This is a genomic window from Nonomuraea zeae (genome assembly GCF_005889725.1).
In the GTDB taxonomy this organism is placed as follows: Bacteria; Actinomycetota; Actinomycetes; order Streptosporangiales; family Streptosporangiaceae; genus Nonomuraea; species Nonomuraea zeae.
Genome location: NZ_VCKX01000106.1, coordinates 20,988 through 37,843, shown reverse-complemented (window position 1 = coordinate 37,843; position 16,856 = coordinate 20,988). Strand labels below are relative to the sequence as shown.

Genomic DNA, 16,856 nt, shown 5'->3' with positions numbered 1-16,856 from the left:
CGTTCCGGCAACGGGGCGGGCGGGGCCCGGCCGGCTGCCTGGGCTGTGATCTGCCCGTTTTGGGGGTCGACGCGCGCGGAAACCCCTGTTGTCCGTGCCTTGACGGTCGCCGCGCGCACGAAATCTTCCCCCAAAACGGGTTTAGGTCAGGCGACCCCGCGTTTGGTCTAGACCACTGCATGTGACGCCGGGCACAATGCGAGTCTGAACACTGAGGTCTGGTTCGTGAACCCCATTGGGAGGAACCCGCCATGCGTATTGGAGTGCTCACCGGAGGCGGCGACTGCCCCGGTCTCAACGCTGTGATCAGGGCAGTGGTGCGTAAGGGGGTGAGCGTGTACGGCCACGAGTTCGTCGGTTTCCGCGACGGCTGGCGCGGTCCCCTCGAAGGCGACACGATGCCACTCGACATCCAGGCCGTCCGTGGCATCCTGCCGCGCGGCGGCACGATTCTGGGCTCCTCCCGGACCAACCCGATCAAGATCCAGGGAGGGGTCGACCGGATCAAGGAGAATCTGGTCGCCACCGGTGTGGACGCGCTGATCGCCATCGGCGGCGAGGACACGCTGGGCGTCGCCAAACAGCTCTACGACCGCTCGGTCAACGTCGTGGGCGTGCCCAAGACCATCGACAACGACCTGTCGGGCACCGACTACACCTTCGGCTTCGACACGGCCGTCAACATCGCGATGGAGGCCATAGACCGGCTGCACACCACCGCCGAGTCCCACCACAGGGCGCTGATCTGCGAGGTCATGGGCCGCCACGCCGGCTGGATCGCGCTGCACGCGGGCATGGCGGGCGGCGCCAACGTCATCCTGATCCCGGAGAAGCCGTTCGACATCGACCGGGTCTGCGAATACGTGGAGTCCCGCTTCCGCACCCGCTACTCGCCGATCATCGTGGTCGCCGAGGGCGCCCACCCGATCGAGGGCCAGATGGAGCTGCAGGCGGGCGAGCTCGACGCGTTCGGCCACGTCCGGCTCGGCGGCATCGGCGAGGTGCTGGCCAAGGAGATCGAGAAGCGCACCGGCAAGGAGGCCCGCACCACGGTGCTCGGCCACATCCAGCGCGGAGGCACGCCGACCGCCTACGACCGGGTGCTGGCCACCAGGTTCGGCCTGCAGGCCATCGACGCGGCCCACGAGGGCGACTACGGCAAGATGGTGGCGCTGCGGGGCACCGAGATCGTCCGGGTCGGCCTCGACGAGGCCACGGCCGAGCTGAAGACCGTGCCGCCGTCGCGTTACTCCGAGGCCGAGGTGTTCTTCGGCTGACAGGTGTTCTCCGGCTGACTGAAAGCGGCTTGCAAGTGCGCAGCCGTACCTTCTGAACCAGCGGGTTATCCGCTACAACCCGCTCAAGGTACGGCTCGCGCCGCAGAGAGTCGGCGGCCCACCATGCGACGCGAGCCGTACCCAGCACATAGCTCAACCGCGGGGCGTGCCGAAGAGATCCACCTCCGGCGCGCCCTCGTCGCGTTGCCGCAGCCGCGCCCTGAACTCGGCCTCGCTGCGCAGCTCCTTCTCCGACGGCGACAGGATGACCGCGAGCAGCAGGCCCACGGTGATCACGCTGAGGCCGACGATCAGCGGCAGCAGGAAGTCGATGGCCTTGGCGCCGTGCACGGGCACCATCTCGGAGTGCGTCTGCACCGACATCGAGTACATCCCCGTGTAGTGCATGCCCGAGACCGCCACGCCCATGACCAGCGCCGCACCGCCGATCCTGAGCGCGCCGCTGACCCGCAGCGTGAACCAGAGCGCCACCGTCGCCGCCGCCACCGCTATCAGGACGGAGAGCGAGACGACCATGGGGTCATAGGAGATGAGGCCGGACATGTTCATCGCGGCCATGCCGAGATAGTGCATGCTCGCCACGCCGACCCCGGTCAGCAGGCCGCCGCCGAGCAGGAACCCCAGGCGGTCGCCGCCGTAGGAGGCGAGGAACAGCCCCATCCCCACGACCGTGACCGCGATGAGCGCGGAGGCGGCGGTGAGCGGGACGTCGTACCGGATCACCGTGCCGGACACGGAGAAGCCGAGCATGGCGATGAAGTGCATCGTCCAGATGCCCGTGCCGCCGATCGCGAATGCGGCCCCCACCAGCCAGTACCGGCCCTCACGCCCGCCGATCAGGCGGGCGCGCGAGGTCAGCAGCAGGCCGAGCATGGAGCCCACGCTGGACATGACGTACGCGAGCACAGGCGTTAAAAGCCCAAAAGAAAAATGGTCTATCGGCGACATGACCCCACCCATCCCCTACGCACCGATAAGGGAGTATGAACAGGGAGTCGCCGATAGCGCAACTACCTTCTGCGAGCGTGCATCGACTGTGGGCGCTGGAGGGGGTGCGGCATCGGGGTGGGATAGGTGAGTTGCTGCTGTTGCTGGGTGGTGCGCCTGCGCAGTTCGAGCTTGGCCACCAGCTCCGCGTCCTCATGGAGCTCCTGCTCCGACGGCGAGAGGATCACCATGAGGAGCATGGTGAGGGTGATCAGGCTGATCACGGTCATGAGGGGGACGAGGAAGTCCAGCGCGTCGGCGCCCATGACCATGCCGGGCTCGGTGTCGACCCTGACGTGCATCGCGTACATGCCGGTGTAGTGCATGCCCGCCACGGCCACGCCCATGACGAGGGCGGCGCCGGTGATCCAGATGGGCTTCTTGACCCGGAGGGTGAACCAGAGCGCGACCGTCGCGGCCACCACGGCGATGCCGACGGAGGCGCCCACGGTGAGGCGGTCGTAGGAGACGTGGGCGGACATGTTCATCGCGTACATGCCCAGGTAGTGCATGGAGGCCACGCCGAGCCCGGTGAGCAGGCCGCCGCCGAGCAGCGCAAGGATCCGCCCGCCGCCGTAGGAGACCAGGAGCAGGCCGGTGCCCACGACCACGATGGCCACCACCGCCGAGGCCACGGTCAGCCAGACGTCGTACTTGATCTGGGTGCCCTCCACCTCGAATCCCATCATGGCGATGAAGTGCATGACCCAGATGCCGGTGCCACCGATGGAGATGGCCGCGCCGAGCAGCCAGCGCAACCGGGCGCCACCCCGCGAGGCGTGTGCCTGAGCGGTCAGCCGCAGTCCGAGCATCGAGCCGATGCACGACATCACATAGGCGAGCAACGGCGTGAGCAGGCCGTAAGTGAAATGATTAACAGCGGTCATCTGTGGAGCTTCCTTGCATTAGGGGTCCCCGGATTGTGCCATCTGGTCTGTCCCTTTCGCATGGATATTGCAACTATCTGTCAACTTGCGTGTCGGAAACATGAGAAGGACTCATGGCTATCGAGGGCCCGTTCTGGCGGGCGATCGCGGTCTTCCGGATCGCGTCGCTGGTGTACGCGGCCGTCCTGATGGCTCAGCACCGCGGCTACGAGCAGCCGGTCATCGGCTGGCTGGTGATCGGCGTGATGGCGCTGTGGACGGCGGCGGCGACGTTCGCCTACTCGATCCCGGCGCTGCGCCGCAGGCCGCTGCTCGTGATCGACCTGCTGGTGACGATGGCGTGCCTGCTGGCCACGCCGTACGTCCAGGGCGCGCAGCAGGGCGTGGCCGGCACGATGCCGGCTCCCGCGACGTGGATCGCCGCGCCGGTGCTGGCCTGGGCCGTGTACGCCGGCCGGCGCGCGGGCGCCGTGTCCGCGGCCGTCGTCGCGGCCTGCGACCTGTGGCTGCGCGCGCGCACCGCCGAGGCGCCCATCCTGATCAATGGCGCGGTCCTTCTCTTCTTGTCAGGAGTCGTTGTCGGACACGTGGCGCGGCTGGCCAAGCAGGCCGAGGAACGCATGCAGCGGGCCGTGGAGATGGAGGCCGCCCAGCGGGAGCGCGACCGGCTGGCCCGCGACCTGCACGACTCGGTCCTCCAGGTGCTCGCGCTGGTCCAGCGGCGCGGGCGGCAGATCGGCGGCGAGGCGGCCGAGCTGGGGCGCCTGGCGGGGGAGCAGGAGGCCGCCCTGCGCCAGCTCGTCACGGGCGGCCCGCCGCCGGCGAAGGGCGCGACCGACCTGCGCGCGCTGCTGCTGCGCCACGGCTCGCCCGAGGTGACGGTCTCCACCCCGGCCACGCCGATGGTGCTGCCCACGGCGGTGGCCCAGGGCGCCGCCGCCGCGGTCGGCGCGGCACTCGACAACGTACGCGCGCACTGCGGCCCGGGCGCCAAGGCGTGGGTGCTGGCGGAGTCGGGCGAGGGCGCGGTGGTGGTCAGCATCAGGGACGACGGCCCCGGCATCCCGGACGGCCGGCTGGAGGAGGCGCTGGCCGGCGGCCGGATGGGCGTCGCCGGGTCCATCCGCGGCCGGGTCGAGGAGCTGGGCGGCACGGTCTCCATCGTCAGCGTCCCCGGGCAGGGCACCGAGGTCGAGATCACCCTCCCCGCTCCGTCACCGCCCGCGGACGCCGGCCCTCCTCGGCGCGGGCGCCGTTAGAGTTGCGGGCATGGTGCGGGTCATGGTGGTGGACGACCATCCCATGTGGCGGGACGGCGTCGCCAGGGATCTCGCCGAGGCGGGCTACGAGGTCGTGGCGACCGTGGGGGAAGGCCGTCAGGCGGTCAGCGCGGCCGGGGCGGTGCGGCCCGACGTCGTCGTGCTTGACCTCCAGCTGCCGGACATGTCGGGTGCGGAAGTCGCCGCCCGGCTGGCCGGGGTGACGCCGCCGCCCAGGGTGCTGGTGCTGTCGGCCAGCGCCGAGCAGAACGACGTGCTGGAGGCGGTCAAGGCCGGCGCATCCGGATATCTGGTGAAATCGGCGAGCCGGGAGGAGTTCCTGGACGCCGTACGCCGGACCGCCGACGGCGACGCCGTGTTCACCCCCGGGCTGGCCGGGCTCGTCCTGGGCGAATACCGGCGGCTGGCCGCGCAGCCCGCGCCCGCCGAAGGGCCGCGGCTGACCGAGCGGGAGACCGAGGTGCTCAGGCTGGTCGCCAAGGGCCTGTCCTACAAGCAGATCGCCGACCGGCTCGTGCTCTCCCACCGCACCGTCCAGAACCACGTCCAGAACACGCTCGGCAAGCTCCAGCTCCACAACCGGGTCGAACTGGTCCGATATGCGATCGAGCAGGGGCTCGACGCGGACTAAACTCGATGGGTCGCGACGTTGCCATCAACGGTTGCCATCAACGCGCGCTTTCCCCATCTTCCCGGAGGTTCCACCATGACGATGTCCGCCCTGGGCGAGCCTTGCGTTCTGCTCAAGCTGGGCGAGATCGTCCTCAAGGGCAAGAACCGCGAGCTGTTCGAACGCCGGCTGATCAGCAACATCCGCGAAGCGCTCCAGACGCTCGACATCAAGGTCGACGTGCGCAAGCGGCACGGCGTCATCGCGATCTTCCTGCCCCAGGGCGCCGTCGCCGAGCAGGCGCAGGCCGTGGCCCAGAGGGTCGCCGACGTGCCCGGCCTGGTCTGGATCCACCAGGCGTGGCGGGTCGCCAAAGACCCGGACACCGTGCTCAAGGCCGGTCTGGAGCTGGTCGGCGCGACCGACGAGGCCAAGCGCGGCGCCAGCTTCGCGGTCCGCTCGCGCCGCCGGGACAAGCGCTTCCCGATGCGCTCCAACGAGCTCGACCGGTTCGTGGGCGGCGCGATCAACGACGAATACCATCTGCCGGTCGACCTGAAGAACCCCGCGCTGACGGTGTCGATCGAGGTCGACAGGGACGAGGTGTTCGTCTTCACCGGCGGCATCCCCGGCCAGGGCGGCCTGCCGGTCGGCAGCAGCGGCCGGGCCCTGGTGCTCATGTCGGGCGGCATCGACTCGCCGGTGGCCGCCTACCGGATGATGAAGCGCGGCCTGCACGTCGACTTCCTGCACTTCTCCGGCATCCCGTTCACCACGTCCGAGTCGATCTACAAGGCGTACGCGCTGGTCAGGAAGCTTGACAGGTTCCAGGGCAGGTCGCGGCTGTGGGTGGTGCCGTTCGGCAAGGCGCAGCAGTCGATCCGCACCTCGGGCCAGGACCGCCTGGCCGTGATCGCGCAGCGGCGGCTCATGCTCAAGACGGCCGAGGAGGTCGCCCATCGCATCCGCGCCGCCGCGCTCATCACCGGTGACGCGCTCGGCCAGGTCTCCTCGCAGACCCTGACCAACATCACCGCCCAGGACAACGCCGTGGAGCTGCCGATCCTGCGCCCGCTGGTGGGCTGGGACAAGACCGAGATCATGGCCGAGGCCCGGCGCATCGGCACCCTGGAGATCTCGGAGCTGCCCGACGAGGACTGCTGCTCCCTGCTGGCCCCCAAGCGCGCCGAGACCCGGGCCAAGATCGCCGACCTGAAGCAGATCGAGAAGCGGCTCGACGCCGAGGAGCTGTGCGTGCAGCTCGCCGACTCGATCCAGGAATACACCCTCTGACGGGTCAGACGTCGACCTTGAACGGGTCGTGCTGGGTCAGCAGCTTGTCGAGCCGGGCCTGGTCGACGCGGTTGGTGACCTCCGACTGCTCCTGCCGGTCGCGGACGACCTTGCACAGCGTGACCGTCGAGGTGACGACATAGAGGAGGCCGAGCCCGAGGAACGCCCTGATCCAGCCGGCGGTGGGCAGATAGATCAGGGCGATCACCACGGAGGACAGCGAGACGGCGAACGACAGGATCGCCTGGACGTAGAACGCGGTGGTCTGCGTGGGCTGAATGGGCTTCGTCATGCGGTCATCGTGCGCCGCGCGAAGGTCCCCGCGCATGGGGTGTCGTACTCAAGTTACCGCTGAGTACGGCCGGCGGGCTGGTGGCGCGGCCGGCCGTACCCCGATCGCTCGTGGCGGAGGACGATACGGCATCAGGTCAGACGGCGACCGAGGCCGCGGCGGACTTGCCGAGCAGCGCGGGGAAGTCGTTCATGACCTGGGCCAGCTCGCCCAGGTCGGTGTCGACCAGCGCCTGCGGGCCGTCGCAGAGCGCCTGCTCCGGCTGCGGGTGCACGTCGATGATCACGCCGTCCGCGCCCACCGCGATGGCCGCCCTGGTCAGCGGCAGCACCAGCTCGCGGCGGCCCCCCGAGTGCGAGGGGTCGACGATCACCGGCAGGTGCGACAGCCGCTGCGCCACCGGCACCGCCGAGACGTCGAGCGTGTTGCGGGTGGCCGTCTCGAACGTCCTGACGCCCCGCTCGCACAGCACGATGTCCAGGTTGCCGCGCTGGGCGATGTACTCGGCGGCCATCAGCCACTCCTCGATCGTGGCCGTCATGCCGCGCTTGAGCATCACCGGACGCCCGGCCGCGCCGACCGCCTGCAGCAGCGCGAAGTTCTGCATGTTGCGGGTGCCGACCTGCAGCATGTCGGCGTAGGAGGCCACCAGCTCCACGTCCTGGGCGTTCACCACCTCCGTCACGATCGGCAGGCCCGTCTCCTCGCGCACGTCCGCCAGGATCCGCAGCCCCGCCTCGCCCAGCCCCTGGAAGGCGTACGGCGACGTGCGCGGCTTGTAGGCCCCGCCGCGCAGCAGCACGGCGCCCGCCGCCTGCGCCATCCGCGCGGCGTCCAGCGTCTGCTGGTGCGTCTCCACCGCGCACGGCCCCGCGATCAGCGTCACGGTGTCGGGGCCGATCGGCACGCCGCCCACGTGGACGGTGGAACGTTCCGGGTGGTTCTCCCTGCTGACCAGCTTGTACGGCGTCGACACGCGCATCACCTCGCGCACGCCGCCCATGCCGCGCAAACTGGCCGCGTCGAGCTGGGCCACGTCGCCGACCAGGCCGACGATCGTGCGCCGCACGCCCTTGCTGACGAAAGCCTCGACCCCGGCCGCCTGGACGACCGAGACGATCGACGCCAGATCGTCCGCGGTGGCCTCGGGGCCCATCACGATCACCATCAGAAGTTCTCCTTCGCTCTGGAACCGGCCGGGAACTTCGGCCGGAAAACACAGAAGGCCCCGGGTCCTGTCGGACCCGGGGCCTTCGTTCGCCTGTCTGCTAGCGCAGCGTCAGGTGGCGAACGGACTCGGGTCCGTCGCCATACCAAAACAGGAACGCGTTGCGCATAGACCCCAATGGTAGCGCACCGCACCCGCTCGCGAGGCACTCCCGATCCGATGGCAGGATGGCCCAAGACACGAGAAGCGTGAGGGGAGTGATCGTGGAGGAGTCGCGCCTGCCTCCAGGCCAGTACGTCCCACGCGGCCGCCCCGTGATCCACTACGGCAGGGTGCCCGAGTTCAAGCCGCAGAGCTGGGACTTCCGCGTCTTCGGGGCCACCGCCTCCGGGGAGGAGCACTGCTTCACCTGGAGTGACTTCGAGCTGCTGCCGCGCACGACCGTGATCGCCGACTTCCACTGCGTCACCAAGTTCTCCCTCATGGCCAACGAGTGGCGCGGCGTCGCGCCCGCCACGATCATGGCGGCCGCCCCGCCCGACCCGGGCGTCCGCCACGTGATGATCTGGGCCGAATACGGCTACAGCGCCAACCTGCGGATGTCCGACCTCTCGGCGCCCGGCACCCTGTTCGCCATGGAGCTCGACGAAAAGCCGCTCAGCCCCGACCGCGGCTACCCGCTGCGCATCGTGGTGCCCCACCTGTACGCGTGGAAGAGCGTCAAGTGGGTGCGCGGCATCGAATATCTCCTGGAGGATCGCCGGGGCTTCTGGGAGGAGCGCGGCTACCACAACATCGCCGACCCGTGGAGCGAGCAGAGGTACTCCTATCAGGAAGAACCCGGCGAGGGGCCCCCTTAGACTTCACGCCCGGTTTTCCCTCGAACACGCTCCGTTCTTGGCTACGGTTGCCCGCATGCTGACCACCGCATGCGTGGCGCTGTCCTCCTTGACCTTCATCCTGGGCCTCGCCCTGGCATGGGCTCTCAAAGGCGCTCTCGACGGGACGCTCGCGGGGGCGCTCGCCCGGGCTCCGTGGCATCGTCCCACCCTGCCCGAGGGCCGCTGGGAGGACGAGGCGACGTTCACCACGCTGCACATCGCCGCGATGGCGGCCCCGGCCCTTCGCGCGGGGCTCAACCGCGACTCCGCCCGCAAGGCGGTGCGCCATCTGCACACGCTGCTCGGCACCCACGCCGTCGCGATCACCTCGACCGACGCCGCGCTGGCCTGGGACGGTCCGTGCACCGACGACGTGCTCACCTATGCCCACGCCACGCTGGCGGCCGGGCGGGCGCAGGTGTTCGCGGGGGAGCCGTACGGGGCCGTCGTGGTGCCCCTGACCGTGGACGGCACCGTCGTGGGGGCGCTGGCGGCCTTCGACGACGAGGTGAGCGCCGCGCTCGTGCGCACCGTCACCGAGGTCGCCCGCTGGGTGTCCGGCCAGCTCGAACTGGCCGACCTCGACGCCTCGCGGCGGCGCGCGCTGGAGGCCGAGATGCGCGCGCTGCGGGCGCAGATCTCGCCGCACTTCGTCTACAACGCGCTCACCACGATCGCCTCCTTCGTCCGCACGAACCCCAGGCGCGCCCGCGAGCTCCTTCTCGACTTCGCCGACTTCTCCCGGTACGCGCTGCGCAGGGCGCACGACTTCACCACCCTGGCCGACGAGCTGACCTGCGTCGATCGCTACCTGCTGCTCGAACGCGCCCGCTTCGGCGACAAGCTGCGCTTCAGCATGCAGGTGGCGCCGGAGGTGCTGCCGGTGCCCGTGCCGTTCCTGTGCCTGCAGCCGCTCGTCGAGAACGCCATCAAGCACGGCATGCGCGGCCAGGGCGGCCGGGGCGAGGTGCGGGTCGTCGTGCGCGACGCCGGCCCCGAGGCGCACATCACGGTCGAGGACGACGGCGCCGGGATGGACCCGGAGTGCGCGCGGCGGATGCTCGACGACGACCCGGCCCGCGAGGGCAGCGGCATCGGGCTGGCGAACGTGGACCTGAGGATGCGCCAGATCTACGGCGACGGCTACGGGCTCGTCGTGGAGACGGCGCTGGGCGCGGGCACCAAGGTGCGGCTGCGCGTGCCCAAGACCCAACTCAGCTCATTGTAGCCGAATGCTTACTCTGCGCTGGCGTGTCGCTTGTGGCCTTTGCCTTCTTACGGCAGCGTGGTGGACATGCTGAGAGTTCTGGCCGTCGACGATGAGGTGCCTGCTCTGGAGGAGCTGGCCTACCTGTTGCGCCAGGACGACCGGATCGAACACGTGACGACCGCGGCCGACGGCGTCGCGGCGCTGCAGGACATGGTCCAGATGATCGGCGGGGGCGAGCGGCTCGACGGGGTCTTCCTCGACATCAGGATGCCCGGGCTCGACGGGCTCGACCTGGCCCGGCTGGTCGGCGGCTTCCCCAGCCCGCCGCGGCTGGTCTTCGTGACCGCGCACGAGGAGTGCGCGGTGCAGGCGTTCGATCTGGAGGCGGTCGACTACCTGCTCAAGCCGGTCAGGGCCGAGCGCCTGTCGGAGGCCGTGCGCAGGCTGGAGGCCGCCGCCTTGCCCGGCCCGGAGCCGGGGCTGGACGACGTGATCCCGGTGGAGCTGGGCGGGCGCACCAGGTTCGTGCCGCAGCAGGCCGTCTGGTTCGCCGAGGCCAAGGGCGACTACGTGCGCCTGCACACCGCGGACGGGAGCTTTCTGGTGCGCATGTCGCTGGCCGCGCTGGAGCGCCGCTGGTCCGAGGCCGGGTTCATCCGGATCCACCGCAGCACCCTGGTGTCGGCCAGGCACGTCAGCGAGCTGCGGTTCGAGGGCGGGCGGGTGACGCTGACGGTCGGCACCGAGACGCTTCCGGTCAGCAGGAGGCACAGCCGCCAGGTCCGCGAGCAGCTCGTGCGCCAGCACCGGGGCGTGATGTCGTGACGGGCCGCGCGGGCGGGGGCTGCTCCCGCGTCACCGGCCCGTGCGAGGGCGTGGTCACGTGACGGCTCCCCCGGACGGAAGCCCCGGCGTCTCCGGCCCGCACGGTGTGTCCGGCCGGGCGGACGTGCTGGACGCGGCCGACGTGGCGGCGATCATGCGGCGGCAGTTACGGCAGGCGCTGCTGACCGTGGCGGCCGTGGCCGTGCTGCTGGCGGGCGCACCGGTGATCGTCTTGTGGCTGTCCGCCCCCTGGGCCTGGGTGGCGCTGTCGCTGGCCGTGCAGTGCGCCTGGGTGGGCCTGGCCGTGTCGCAGCTCAGGCGGGCGGAGCGGCTGGAGAGATGAGCGTCGCGGTGCTCACCGGGATCGCCTTCGTGCTCGTTCTGGGCGTCATGGCGGGCGCCGCCCGGCCACGCCGCTCCCGCGGCGTCTCCGACTTCCCCGCCGCGGCCAGGGCGATCCCCCCGTGGTGGAACGGCGCCGCGATCACCTCGGAGTTCACCTCGGCCGCGGCCTGCCTGGGCGCGGCGGGGCTCATCGCCACCAGGGGCGGGCCGATGCTGTGGTACCCCGCCGGGGCGGCGGCCGGGTTCGTCGTCGTCCTGGCGCTGGTGGTCGCTCCGCTGCGCCGGTCGGGGACGTACACGCTGCCGGACTTCGCGCAGTGGCGGCTGGGCTCGGCCCGGCTGCGCCGCTTCACCACCTGCTTCGTCCTCGTGATCGGGCTGACGTTCCTGGTCGCCCAGCTGCACGCGGCCGGGGTCGCGGTGCGGCTGCTGACCGGGCTGCCGCCGTGGCTCGGCTGGGTCGCCGTCGCGGCGGCGGCGCTGGTCGTGGCGGTGGCCGGGGGGCTCGGGAGCGTCACCAGCGTGCAGGCCTCGCAGTTCTGGCTGAAGCTGGTCGTGTTCCTCGGCGTCGGCGCGATCTGCTGGTGGATGTCGGGCACCCGGCCCGTCACCTGGTTCGAGGGCGCCTACCGGGCGGGGGAGGCGGGGCTGGCCGGTGCCGGCGACCCGTCGCTGCCCGGGGTGCTCGCCGTGCTGCTGGCGTGCGCGCTGGGCACGATGGGGCTGCCGCACGTGATCGTCCGCGTCTACACCAGCCCGGACGGGCGGGAGGCCAGGCGGTCCATCGTGGCGACGCAGGTCATGCTGGCGGTGTTCTGCCTCGTCCCGCCCCTGTACGGCGTTCTGGGGCACGTACACGTGCGGGACGCGGCAGCGGACGAGATCGTGCTCCTGCTGCCCGCCAGGATGCTTCCTGGGGCCGCGGGCGACGTGCTGACCGGGCTGCTGGCCGCCGGGGCGTTCGCGGCCTTCCTGGCCACGACGGGCGGCGTGCTGGTGGCGGTCGGGGGCGCGGTGTCGTCCTGCCTGACGAGGACGGGATCGGGCTCCTTCCGCGTGGCCGTGGGCGTGGTGCTGCTGGCCGCGCTCGTCCTGACCGCGGCCACCAGCCCGCGGGCCTCGGTGGCGTTGGTGCTGGTCGGGCTCAGTCTTTCGGCCGCCACGTTCTGCCCGCTGCTGGTGCTGGGCATCTGGTGGAGCAGGCTGACGGACGCGGGCGTGGCGGCCGGGTTCGCGCTGGGCGGGGGCGTGACCGCCACGCTGATGCTCTGCGAGCAGGCGGGCGTGAAGCTGGGCGTGCCCGCTTCGCACCCCGCGCCGGTCGCGGTGCCGGTCGCCTTTGCCGCGATGGTAGTGATTTCCCTGGTCACACCGGGTCGGGTGCCGCGGGAGGTGGGCCGGTTGATGGCCAGGATGCACTTGCCCGAGCATCTCGCAGGCCCCGGAACGTACCGTTCGTCGTTCCAGGACGACCGCTCGTCGCATTAGCACTCTCCGTATGTCGATGACTACGGACCGTTCGACGAGCTGTCCATAAACAGGGTTTCGCCCACAAGATCGCAACCGTAGTGTTTCGGCATCGGAGCCACCCTGGCGCATCGGGGGGACGAGCCGGAAGGCTCACGACAGGCCTGATGCGGCGGGGCTTCACCGGTGGCCGAGCAGGTCACCATGGCTGTCGGGCCCTTTACCGGGGGGTAGGGTCCGCCATGCCGATCGTGAGGGGGCGTCCGCCGAGGCCGGGTGACCGGCCCGCGATCCGGCCATTGGGGGGCGGTCGGATCGCGTGTGCGGGCGTCCCTATCACGCTTTCACCAGAGCCGGGGCTTTTGCCCAGCCGCGAACGACAGGCGCTGAATTTCGCCCGGCCCGCGAACGGCAGGCTCGGAGAGTCGCCCGGCCGTGATCACGACCGGGCCGTTGTGGAAGCCGTAAGAGCCGTGACGGCCCGGCGGTCAGTTGTCGCGCAGCTTCTTCAGCAGCGTGATGTCCTCGGCGTGCTTGGGGGCCTTGCCCGGCGTCTCGATGCAGATCGGCACGCCCGCCACCGCCGGATGGCGCATGAGGTCGGCGAACGGCTGGGCGCCGATGTGGCCGGCCCCGATGTTCTCGTGCCGGTCCTTCTTGGCGCCGCACACGTCCTTGGAGTCGTTGGCGTGGATCAGCTTGAGCCGGCCGGGCGCGATCCGGTGCAGGGCGTCGAACGTCTCCTGCACCCCGCCCTCGGCGGCGAGGTCGTGACCGGCGGCGAAGGCGTGGCAGGTGTCGAGGCAGACGCCGGCCCGCGGATGCCAGTCGAGCGCCGCCAGGTAGGGCTCCAGGTCCTGGACGGTCGCGCACAGCATGGCGCCCTGGCCGGCCATCGGCTCCAGCAGCAGGTCGGGCCCGCCGTCAGGGATCTCGTCGAGCAGCGGCACCAGGTTTTCGCGCAGCTGGCGGAAGGCGTCGTCGCGCGACTGCGTCACCGCCGAGCCCGTGTGCACCACGACGCCCTTGGCGCCGGTCGCCACCCCGCGCCGCAGCGTGTGGCGGACGATCGCGATGGAGTTGGCCAGCGTCTCCGGGCTGGGCGAGCCGAAGTTGACGAGGTAGGGCACGTGGATGAAGGTGTCGACGCCCGACTCGGCCAGCTTGGCGTCCTGCTCGGGCTTGCCTTCGGTGAGCGCCCAGCCGCGCGGGTTGGTGACGAACACCTGGATCATCTCGGCGCCGATCTCGGCCATGTAGGCCAGGCCGCCCGTCGCCAGGCCGCCCGCCACGGACACGTGTCCGCCGATCAAGGATGTAGGGGTCATGATGGCTCTCAGTGTAGGCGCAGCCTGCGACGTTTCCACCGGACCAGGGGTGGCCACGGCGCCGGGCCGGACAAAGCTTGCTCCAAGAGGCGGGCCCGCCCCACTTGGACGAGCGGGGCGCTGGGAACGCCTACCTCGTCACAGCAGCAGGCCAGACGGGGGAGAGCCCATGCGTGCCATCGCCATTTCCCATTTCGGGGCGGACCCGGAGCTCATCGACGCGCCCGAGCCCGAGCCGCTTCCGGGCGAGCTGCTCGTACGCCTGCACGCCGCCGGCTACAACCCGGTCGACACGAAGATCGCGAGCGGCGCCATGAAGGACCGGATGTCGCCCCGATTCCCCATGATCATGGGACAGGACGCGGCCGGGGTGGTGACGGCCGTGGGCGCCGAGGTGGACGGCTTCCGCCCGGGCGACGAGGTCTACGGCCGCTTCGCCGACCCCGCGCGCGGCCTGGGCGCCTACGCGGAGTACGGCGTCGTGGCACAGGACGGGCCGGTGGCACTCATGCCGAAGGGCATGATCGCCGAGCAGGCCGCGGCACTCCCCACCGCCACGGGGACCGCCCGCGACCTGGTCGAGGCCGCCCGCCTGGACGAGGGGCAGACCGTGCTGATCGTGGGCGCGACAGGCGGTGTTGGCCAGCAGGCGATCCAGCTCGCGGCCCTGCGCGGCGCCCGCGTCATCGCCACCGCCCGGCCGCGCGACGAGGAGGTCGTACGCGAACTCGGCGCCGCCGAGACCGTGGACCACTCCAAGGGCGACCTGCCCGGCCAGGTGCTCGCCGCGCACCCCGGCGGGATCGACGCCGTGCTCGACCTGGTCACCCCGCGCGGCGAGGTCGACGCCGTGGCGGGCGTCCTGCGGCCCGGCGGCGTGATCTGCAGCACGATCCACGCGCTCGACCCGGAGGCGCTGGCGGCGAGGGAGCTGCGCGGCGTGAACGTCGTCAACCGGCTCACCGGCCAGATCCTGACCGAGCTGGCCGGCCTGGTCGACGCCGGGCAGCTGCGCGTGCGCGTCCAGTCCCAGGTGCCGCTGGAGCGGGTGCCGGACGCGTTGCGCGAGATCGCCGGCGGCGGCGCGCGCGGCAAGACCGTCTTCGTCGTGTGAGCCTGGGCTGTTGGAGGTCGTGTGAAGCCCGGGTCTTCGCGGTCGTGTGGACCCCGGCTGTTGGCGGTCGTGTGGAGCCCGGCTCTTGGAGGTCGTGCGAACCCGGCTCTTGGAGCATGACACGAAAAGTTCCGGCCATCCGGCGGGGAGGTTCGGAGTTCTCGCGGATGGACCGGGCACGAGGCGCATGTGTGTACTTCTGACATGCCCGACACGCTGAGCGCGCTGCGCGCCTTGAACGCCCGGTCGCCGGCCGCCGCCGAGGCGGAGCTGCTGACCTGCTGCGCCTCGCGCGCCTTCGCCAGGAAGGTCGCGGCGCTGCGGCCGTACGAGAGCGTCGCCCGGCTGGTGGAGAGCGCGGAGGCGGTCGTGCGGGAGCTGGCCTGGCCCGACGTGCTGGAGGCGCTGAGCGCGCACCCGCGGATCGGCGAGCGGGCGGGCGGGGCCGGCCGGGAGGCGTCGTGGTCGCGCCAGGAGCAGTCGGGGGTGGAGGAGGACGCCCGGGCGGAGCTGGCCGCGGGCAACCGGGCCTACGAGGACCGCTTCGGGCACGTCTACCTGATCTGCGCCACCGGCCTCAGCGGCGCCCAGATGCTGGCCAGGCTGCGCGAGCGGCTGGGCAACGACGAGGAGACCGAGCGCGCCGCCGTCCGCGGCGAGCTGGCCGCGATCACCCGGCTGCGGCTGGGCAAGCTCATGGAGGGGGCCGGATGAGCTTCTCGACGCACGTCCTGGACGCGGTCACCGGGCGGCCGGCCGCGGGCGTCCGCGTACGCCTGGAGCACGAGGGCCGGACCGTGGCCGAGGGCCGCACCGACGACGACGGCCGGCTCAAAGGCTGGGACCCGGGCCCGGGAGTCCACCGCGTCGTCTTCGACACCGGGGCGTACCTGCGGGAGACGTTCTACCCCGAGGTCGTCATCACCTTCACCGTGACCGATCCGGGGCAGCACTACCACGTGCCCCTGCTGCTCAGCCCGTACGCCTACTCCACCTACCGAGGGAGCTAGATGTCGATCAAGCTCGGCCCCAACCGCTACGGCAAGGCGGAGACCAGGCTCGTCCACGTCGTCAGGGACGGCCCCGTCCACCACATCAAGGACATCAACGTCAGCACCTCGCTGTCCGGCGACATGGAGTCCGCCCACCTGACCGGCGACAACGCCGCCGTCCTGCCGACCGACACGCAGAAGAACACCGCCTACGCCTTCGCCAGGAAGCACGGCGTCGGCCAGATCGAGGAGTTCGCCCTCTTACTGGCCAGGCATTTCGTCGGGTCGCAGCCCACGATCCACCACGCCAGGGTGGAGATCCAGGAGTACGCCTGGAGCCGCGGCGGGCCCCACTCGTTCGTGCGCGAGGGCGGTGAGGTGCGCACGTGCGTCGTCCACCACGACCGGGACGGCGGCGACAGCGTGGTGTCCGGGCTGACGGATCTGGTGGTGCTCAACTCGACGGGCTCGGAGTTCCACGGCTACATCGTGGACGAGTACACCACGCTCCCGCCCACCACCGACCGCATCCTCGCCACCGCCGTCACGGCCCGGTGGCGGCACACGGGTGAGACGGCCTCGTACGGGAAGTCGTACGAGCAGGTGCGGCAGTGCCTGCTGGAGGCGTTCGCCGACACGCACAGCCTGTCGCTCCAGCAGACGTTGTACGCCATGGGCGAGCGCGCGCTCGGCGCCTGCCCCGAGATCTGCGAGATCAGGCTGGCGATGCCGAACAAGCACCACTTCCTGGTCGACCTGTCGCCCTTCGGCCTGGACAACGACAACGAGGTGTATTTCGCCGCCGACCGCCCGTACGGCCTGATCGAGGGCAGCGTGCTGCGCGGTGACGCGCCCGGCGCCGGATTCGCCTGGGAGTAG

Annotated in this window: 18 protein-coding genes; 13 read left to right on the top strand and 5 right to left on the bottom strand. The window is 71.0% G+C overall.

Annotation, left to right across the window (positions count from 1 at the left end; all coding sequences use genetic code 11):
- Positions 1-251: 251 nt before the first annotated feature.
- Positions 252-1,277 (top strand): 6-phosphofructokinase, encoded by a 1,026-nt coding sequence (locus tag ETD85_RS30205; protein WP_138693197.1) that lies wholly within the window; start codon positions 252-254, stop codon positions 1,275-1,277.
- Positions 1,278-1,430: 153 nt separating this feature from the next.
- Here the strand turns inward: ETD85_RS30205 and ETD85_RS30200 are convergent, their stop codons facing one another.
- Both ETD85_RS30200 and ETD85_RS30195 read right to left on the bottom strand, forming a co-directional pair.
- Positions 1,431-2,204: an MHYT domain-containing protein gene (locus ETD85_RS30200; RefSeq protein ID WP_240779525.1), complete on the bottom strand. Its 774-nt coding sequence runs from the start codon at positions 2,202-2,204 to the stop codon at positions 1,431-1,433.
- 104 nt (positions 2,205-2,308) lie between these two features.
- Positions 2,309-3,172 (bottom strand): MHYT domain-containing protein, encoded by an 864-nt coding sequence (locus ETD85_RS30195; protein ID WP_138693195.1) that lies wholly within the window; start codon positions 3,170-3,172, stop codon positions 2,309-2,311.
- Between the two features lie 113 nt (positions 3,173-3,285).
- On the opposite strand from ETD85_RS30195, the gene macS reads away from it, so the two are divergent.
- The 3 genes from macS (at position 3,286) to thiI (ending at position 6,355) form a co-directional block, all read left to right on the top strand.
- Entirely contained in the window at positions 3,286-4,431 is a 1,146-nt protein-coding gene (gene macS / locus ETD85_RS66940) for a MacS family sensor histidine kinase (protein WP_138693194.1), read from the top strand.
- 10 nt (positions 4,432-4,441) lie between these two features.
- Positions 4,442-5,083, top strand: coding sequence for a response regulator (locus tag ETD85_RS30185; RefSeq protein ID WP_138693193.1), 642 nt, complete (start codon positions 4,442-4,444; stop codon positions 5,081-5,083).
- A 75-nt stretch (positions 5,084-5,158) separates the two neighbouring features.
- Positions 5,159-6,355: a tRNA uracil 4-sulfurtransferase ThiI gene (thiI, locus tag ETD85_RS30180; RefSeq protein WP_138693192.1), complete on the top strand. Its 1,197-nt coding sequence runs from the start codon at positions 5,159-5,161 to the stop codon at positions 6,353-6,355.
- Positions 6,356-6,359: 4 nt separating this feature from the next.
- Here the strand turns inward: thiI and ETD85_RS30175 are convergent, their stop codons facing one another.
- A complete protein-coding gene (locus ETD85_RS30175; RefSeq protein WP_138693191.1) occupies positions 6,360-6,647 on the bottom strand; it encodes a YiaA/YiaB family inner membrane protein in 288 nt (95 codons plus the stop codon).
- A gap of 136 nt (positions 6,648-6,783) precedes the next feature.
- The gene (gene aroF / locus ETD85_RS30170; protein WP_138693190.1) at positions 6,784-7,815 is read right to left on the bottom strand and encodes a 3-deoxy-7-phosphoheptulonate synthase; all 1,032 of its coding nucleotides are present in this window, start codon (positions 7,813-7,815) and stop codon (positions 6,784-6,786) included.
- Positions 7,816-8,078: 263 nt separating this feature from the next.
- On the opposite strand from aroF, the gene ETD85_RS30165 reads away from it, so the two are divergent.
- The 5 genes from ETD85_RS30165 to ETD85_RS30145 all read left to right on the top strand — a co-directional run bounded on the left by ETD85_RS30165 (position 8,079) and on the right by ETD85_RS30145 (position 12,564).
- On the top strand, positions 8,079-8,675 hold the full coding sequence (locus tag ETD85_RS30165) for a molybdopterin-dependent oxidoreductase (protein ID WP_379507725.1): 597 nt from the start codon (positions 8,079-8,081) through the stop codon (positions 8,673-8,675).
- A gap of 55 nt (positions 8,676-8,730) precedes the next feature.
- Entirely contained in the window at positions 8,731-9,924 is a 1,194-nt protein-coding gene (locus tag ETD85_RS30160; protein ID WP_138693188.1) for a sensor histidine kinase, read from the top strand.
- A gap of 66 nt (positions 9,925-9,990) precedes the next feature.
- Entirely contained in the window at positions 9,991-10,731 is a 741-nt protein-coding gene (locus ETD85_RS30155; RefSeq protein WP_138693187.1) for a LytR/AlgR family response regulator transcription factor, read from the top strand.
- Between the two features lie 58 nt (positions 10,732-10,789).
- Positions 10,790-11,074, top strand: a complete 285-nt coding sequence (locus ETD85_RS30150; protein WP_138693186.1) for a hypothetical protein — start codon at positions 10,790-10,792, stop codon at positions 11,072-11,074.
- Entirely contained in the window at positions 11,071-12,564 is a 1,494-nt protein-coding gene (locus ETD85_RS30145) for a sodium:solute symporter family transporter (protein ID WP_138693185.1), read from the top strand. The genes ETD85_RS30150 and ETD85_RS30145 overlap by 4 nt, the downstream gene beginning before the upstream one ends.
- 467 nt (positions 12,565-13,031) lie before the next feature.
- Here the strand turns inward: ETD85_RS30145 and ETD85_RS30140 are convergent, their stop codons facing one another.
- Entirely contained in the window at positions 13,032-13,871 is an 840-nt protein-coding gene (locus ETD85_RS30140; protein ID WP_138693184.1) for a deoxyribonuclease IV, read from the bottom strand.
- Between the two features lie 169 nt (positions 13,872-14,040).
- Between ETD85_RS30140 and ETD85_RS30135 the strand changes: the two genes are divergently transcribed.
- The 4 genes from ETD85_RS30135 (at position 14,041) to pucL (ending at position 16,856) form a co-directional block, all read left to right on the top strand.
- Positions 14,041-14,985: an NADP-dependent oxidoreductase gene (locus tag ETD85_RS30135; protein ID WP_138693183.1), complete on the top strand. Its 945-nt coding sequence runs from the start codon at positions 14,041-14,043 to the stop codon at positions 14,983-14,985.
- 204 nt (positions 14,986-15,189) lie between these two features.
- Complete coding sequence (uraD, locus tag ETD85_RS30130) at positions 15,190-15,699, top strand: 2-oxo-4-hydroxy-4-carboxy-5-ureidoimidazoline decarboxylase (RefSeq protein ID WP_138693182.1); 510 nt, start codon at positions 15,190-15,192, stop codon at positions 15,697-15,699.
- Positions 15,696-15,995, top strand: coding sequence for a hydroxyisourate hydrolase (gene uraH, locus ETD85_RS30125; protein WP_138693181.1), 300 nt, complete (start codon positions 15,696-15,698; stop codon positions 15,993-15,995). The genes uraD and uraH overlap by 4 nt, the downstream gene beginning before the upstream one ends.
- Complete coding sequence (pucL, locus tag ETD85_RS30120) at positions 15,996-16,856, top strand: factor-independent urate hydroxylase (protein WP_138693180.1); 861 nt, start codon at positions 15,996-15,998, stop codon at positions 16,854-16,856.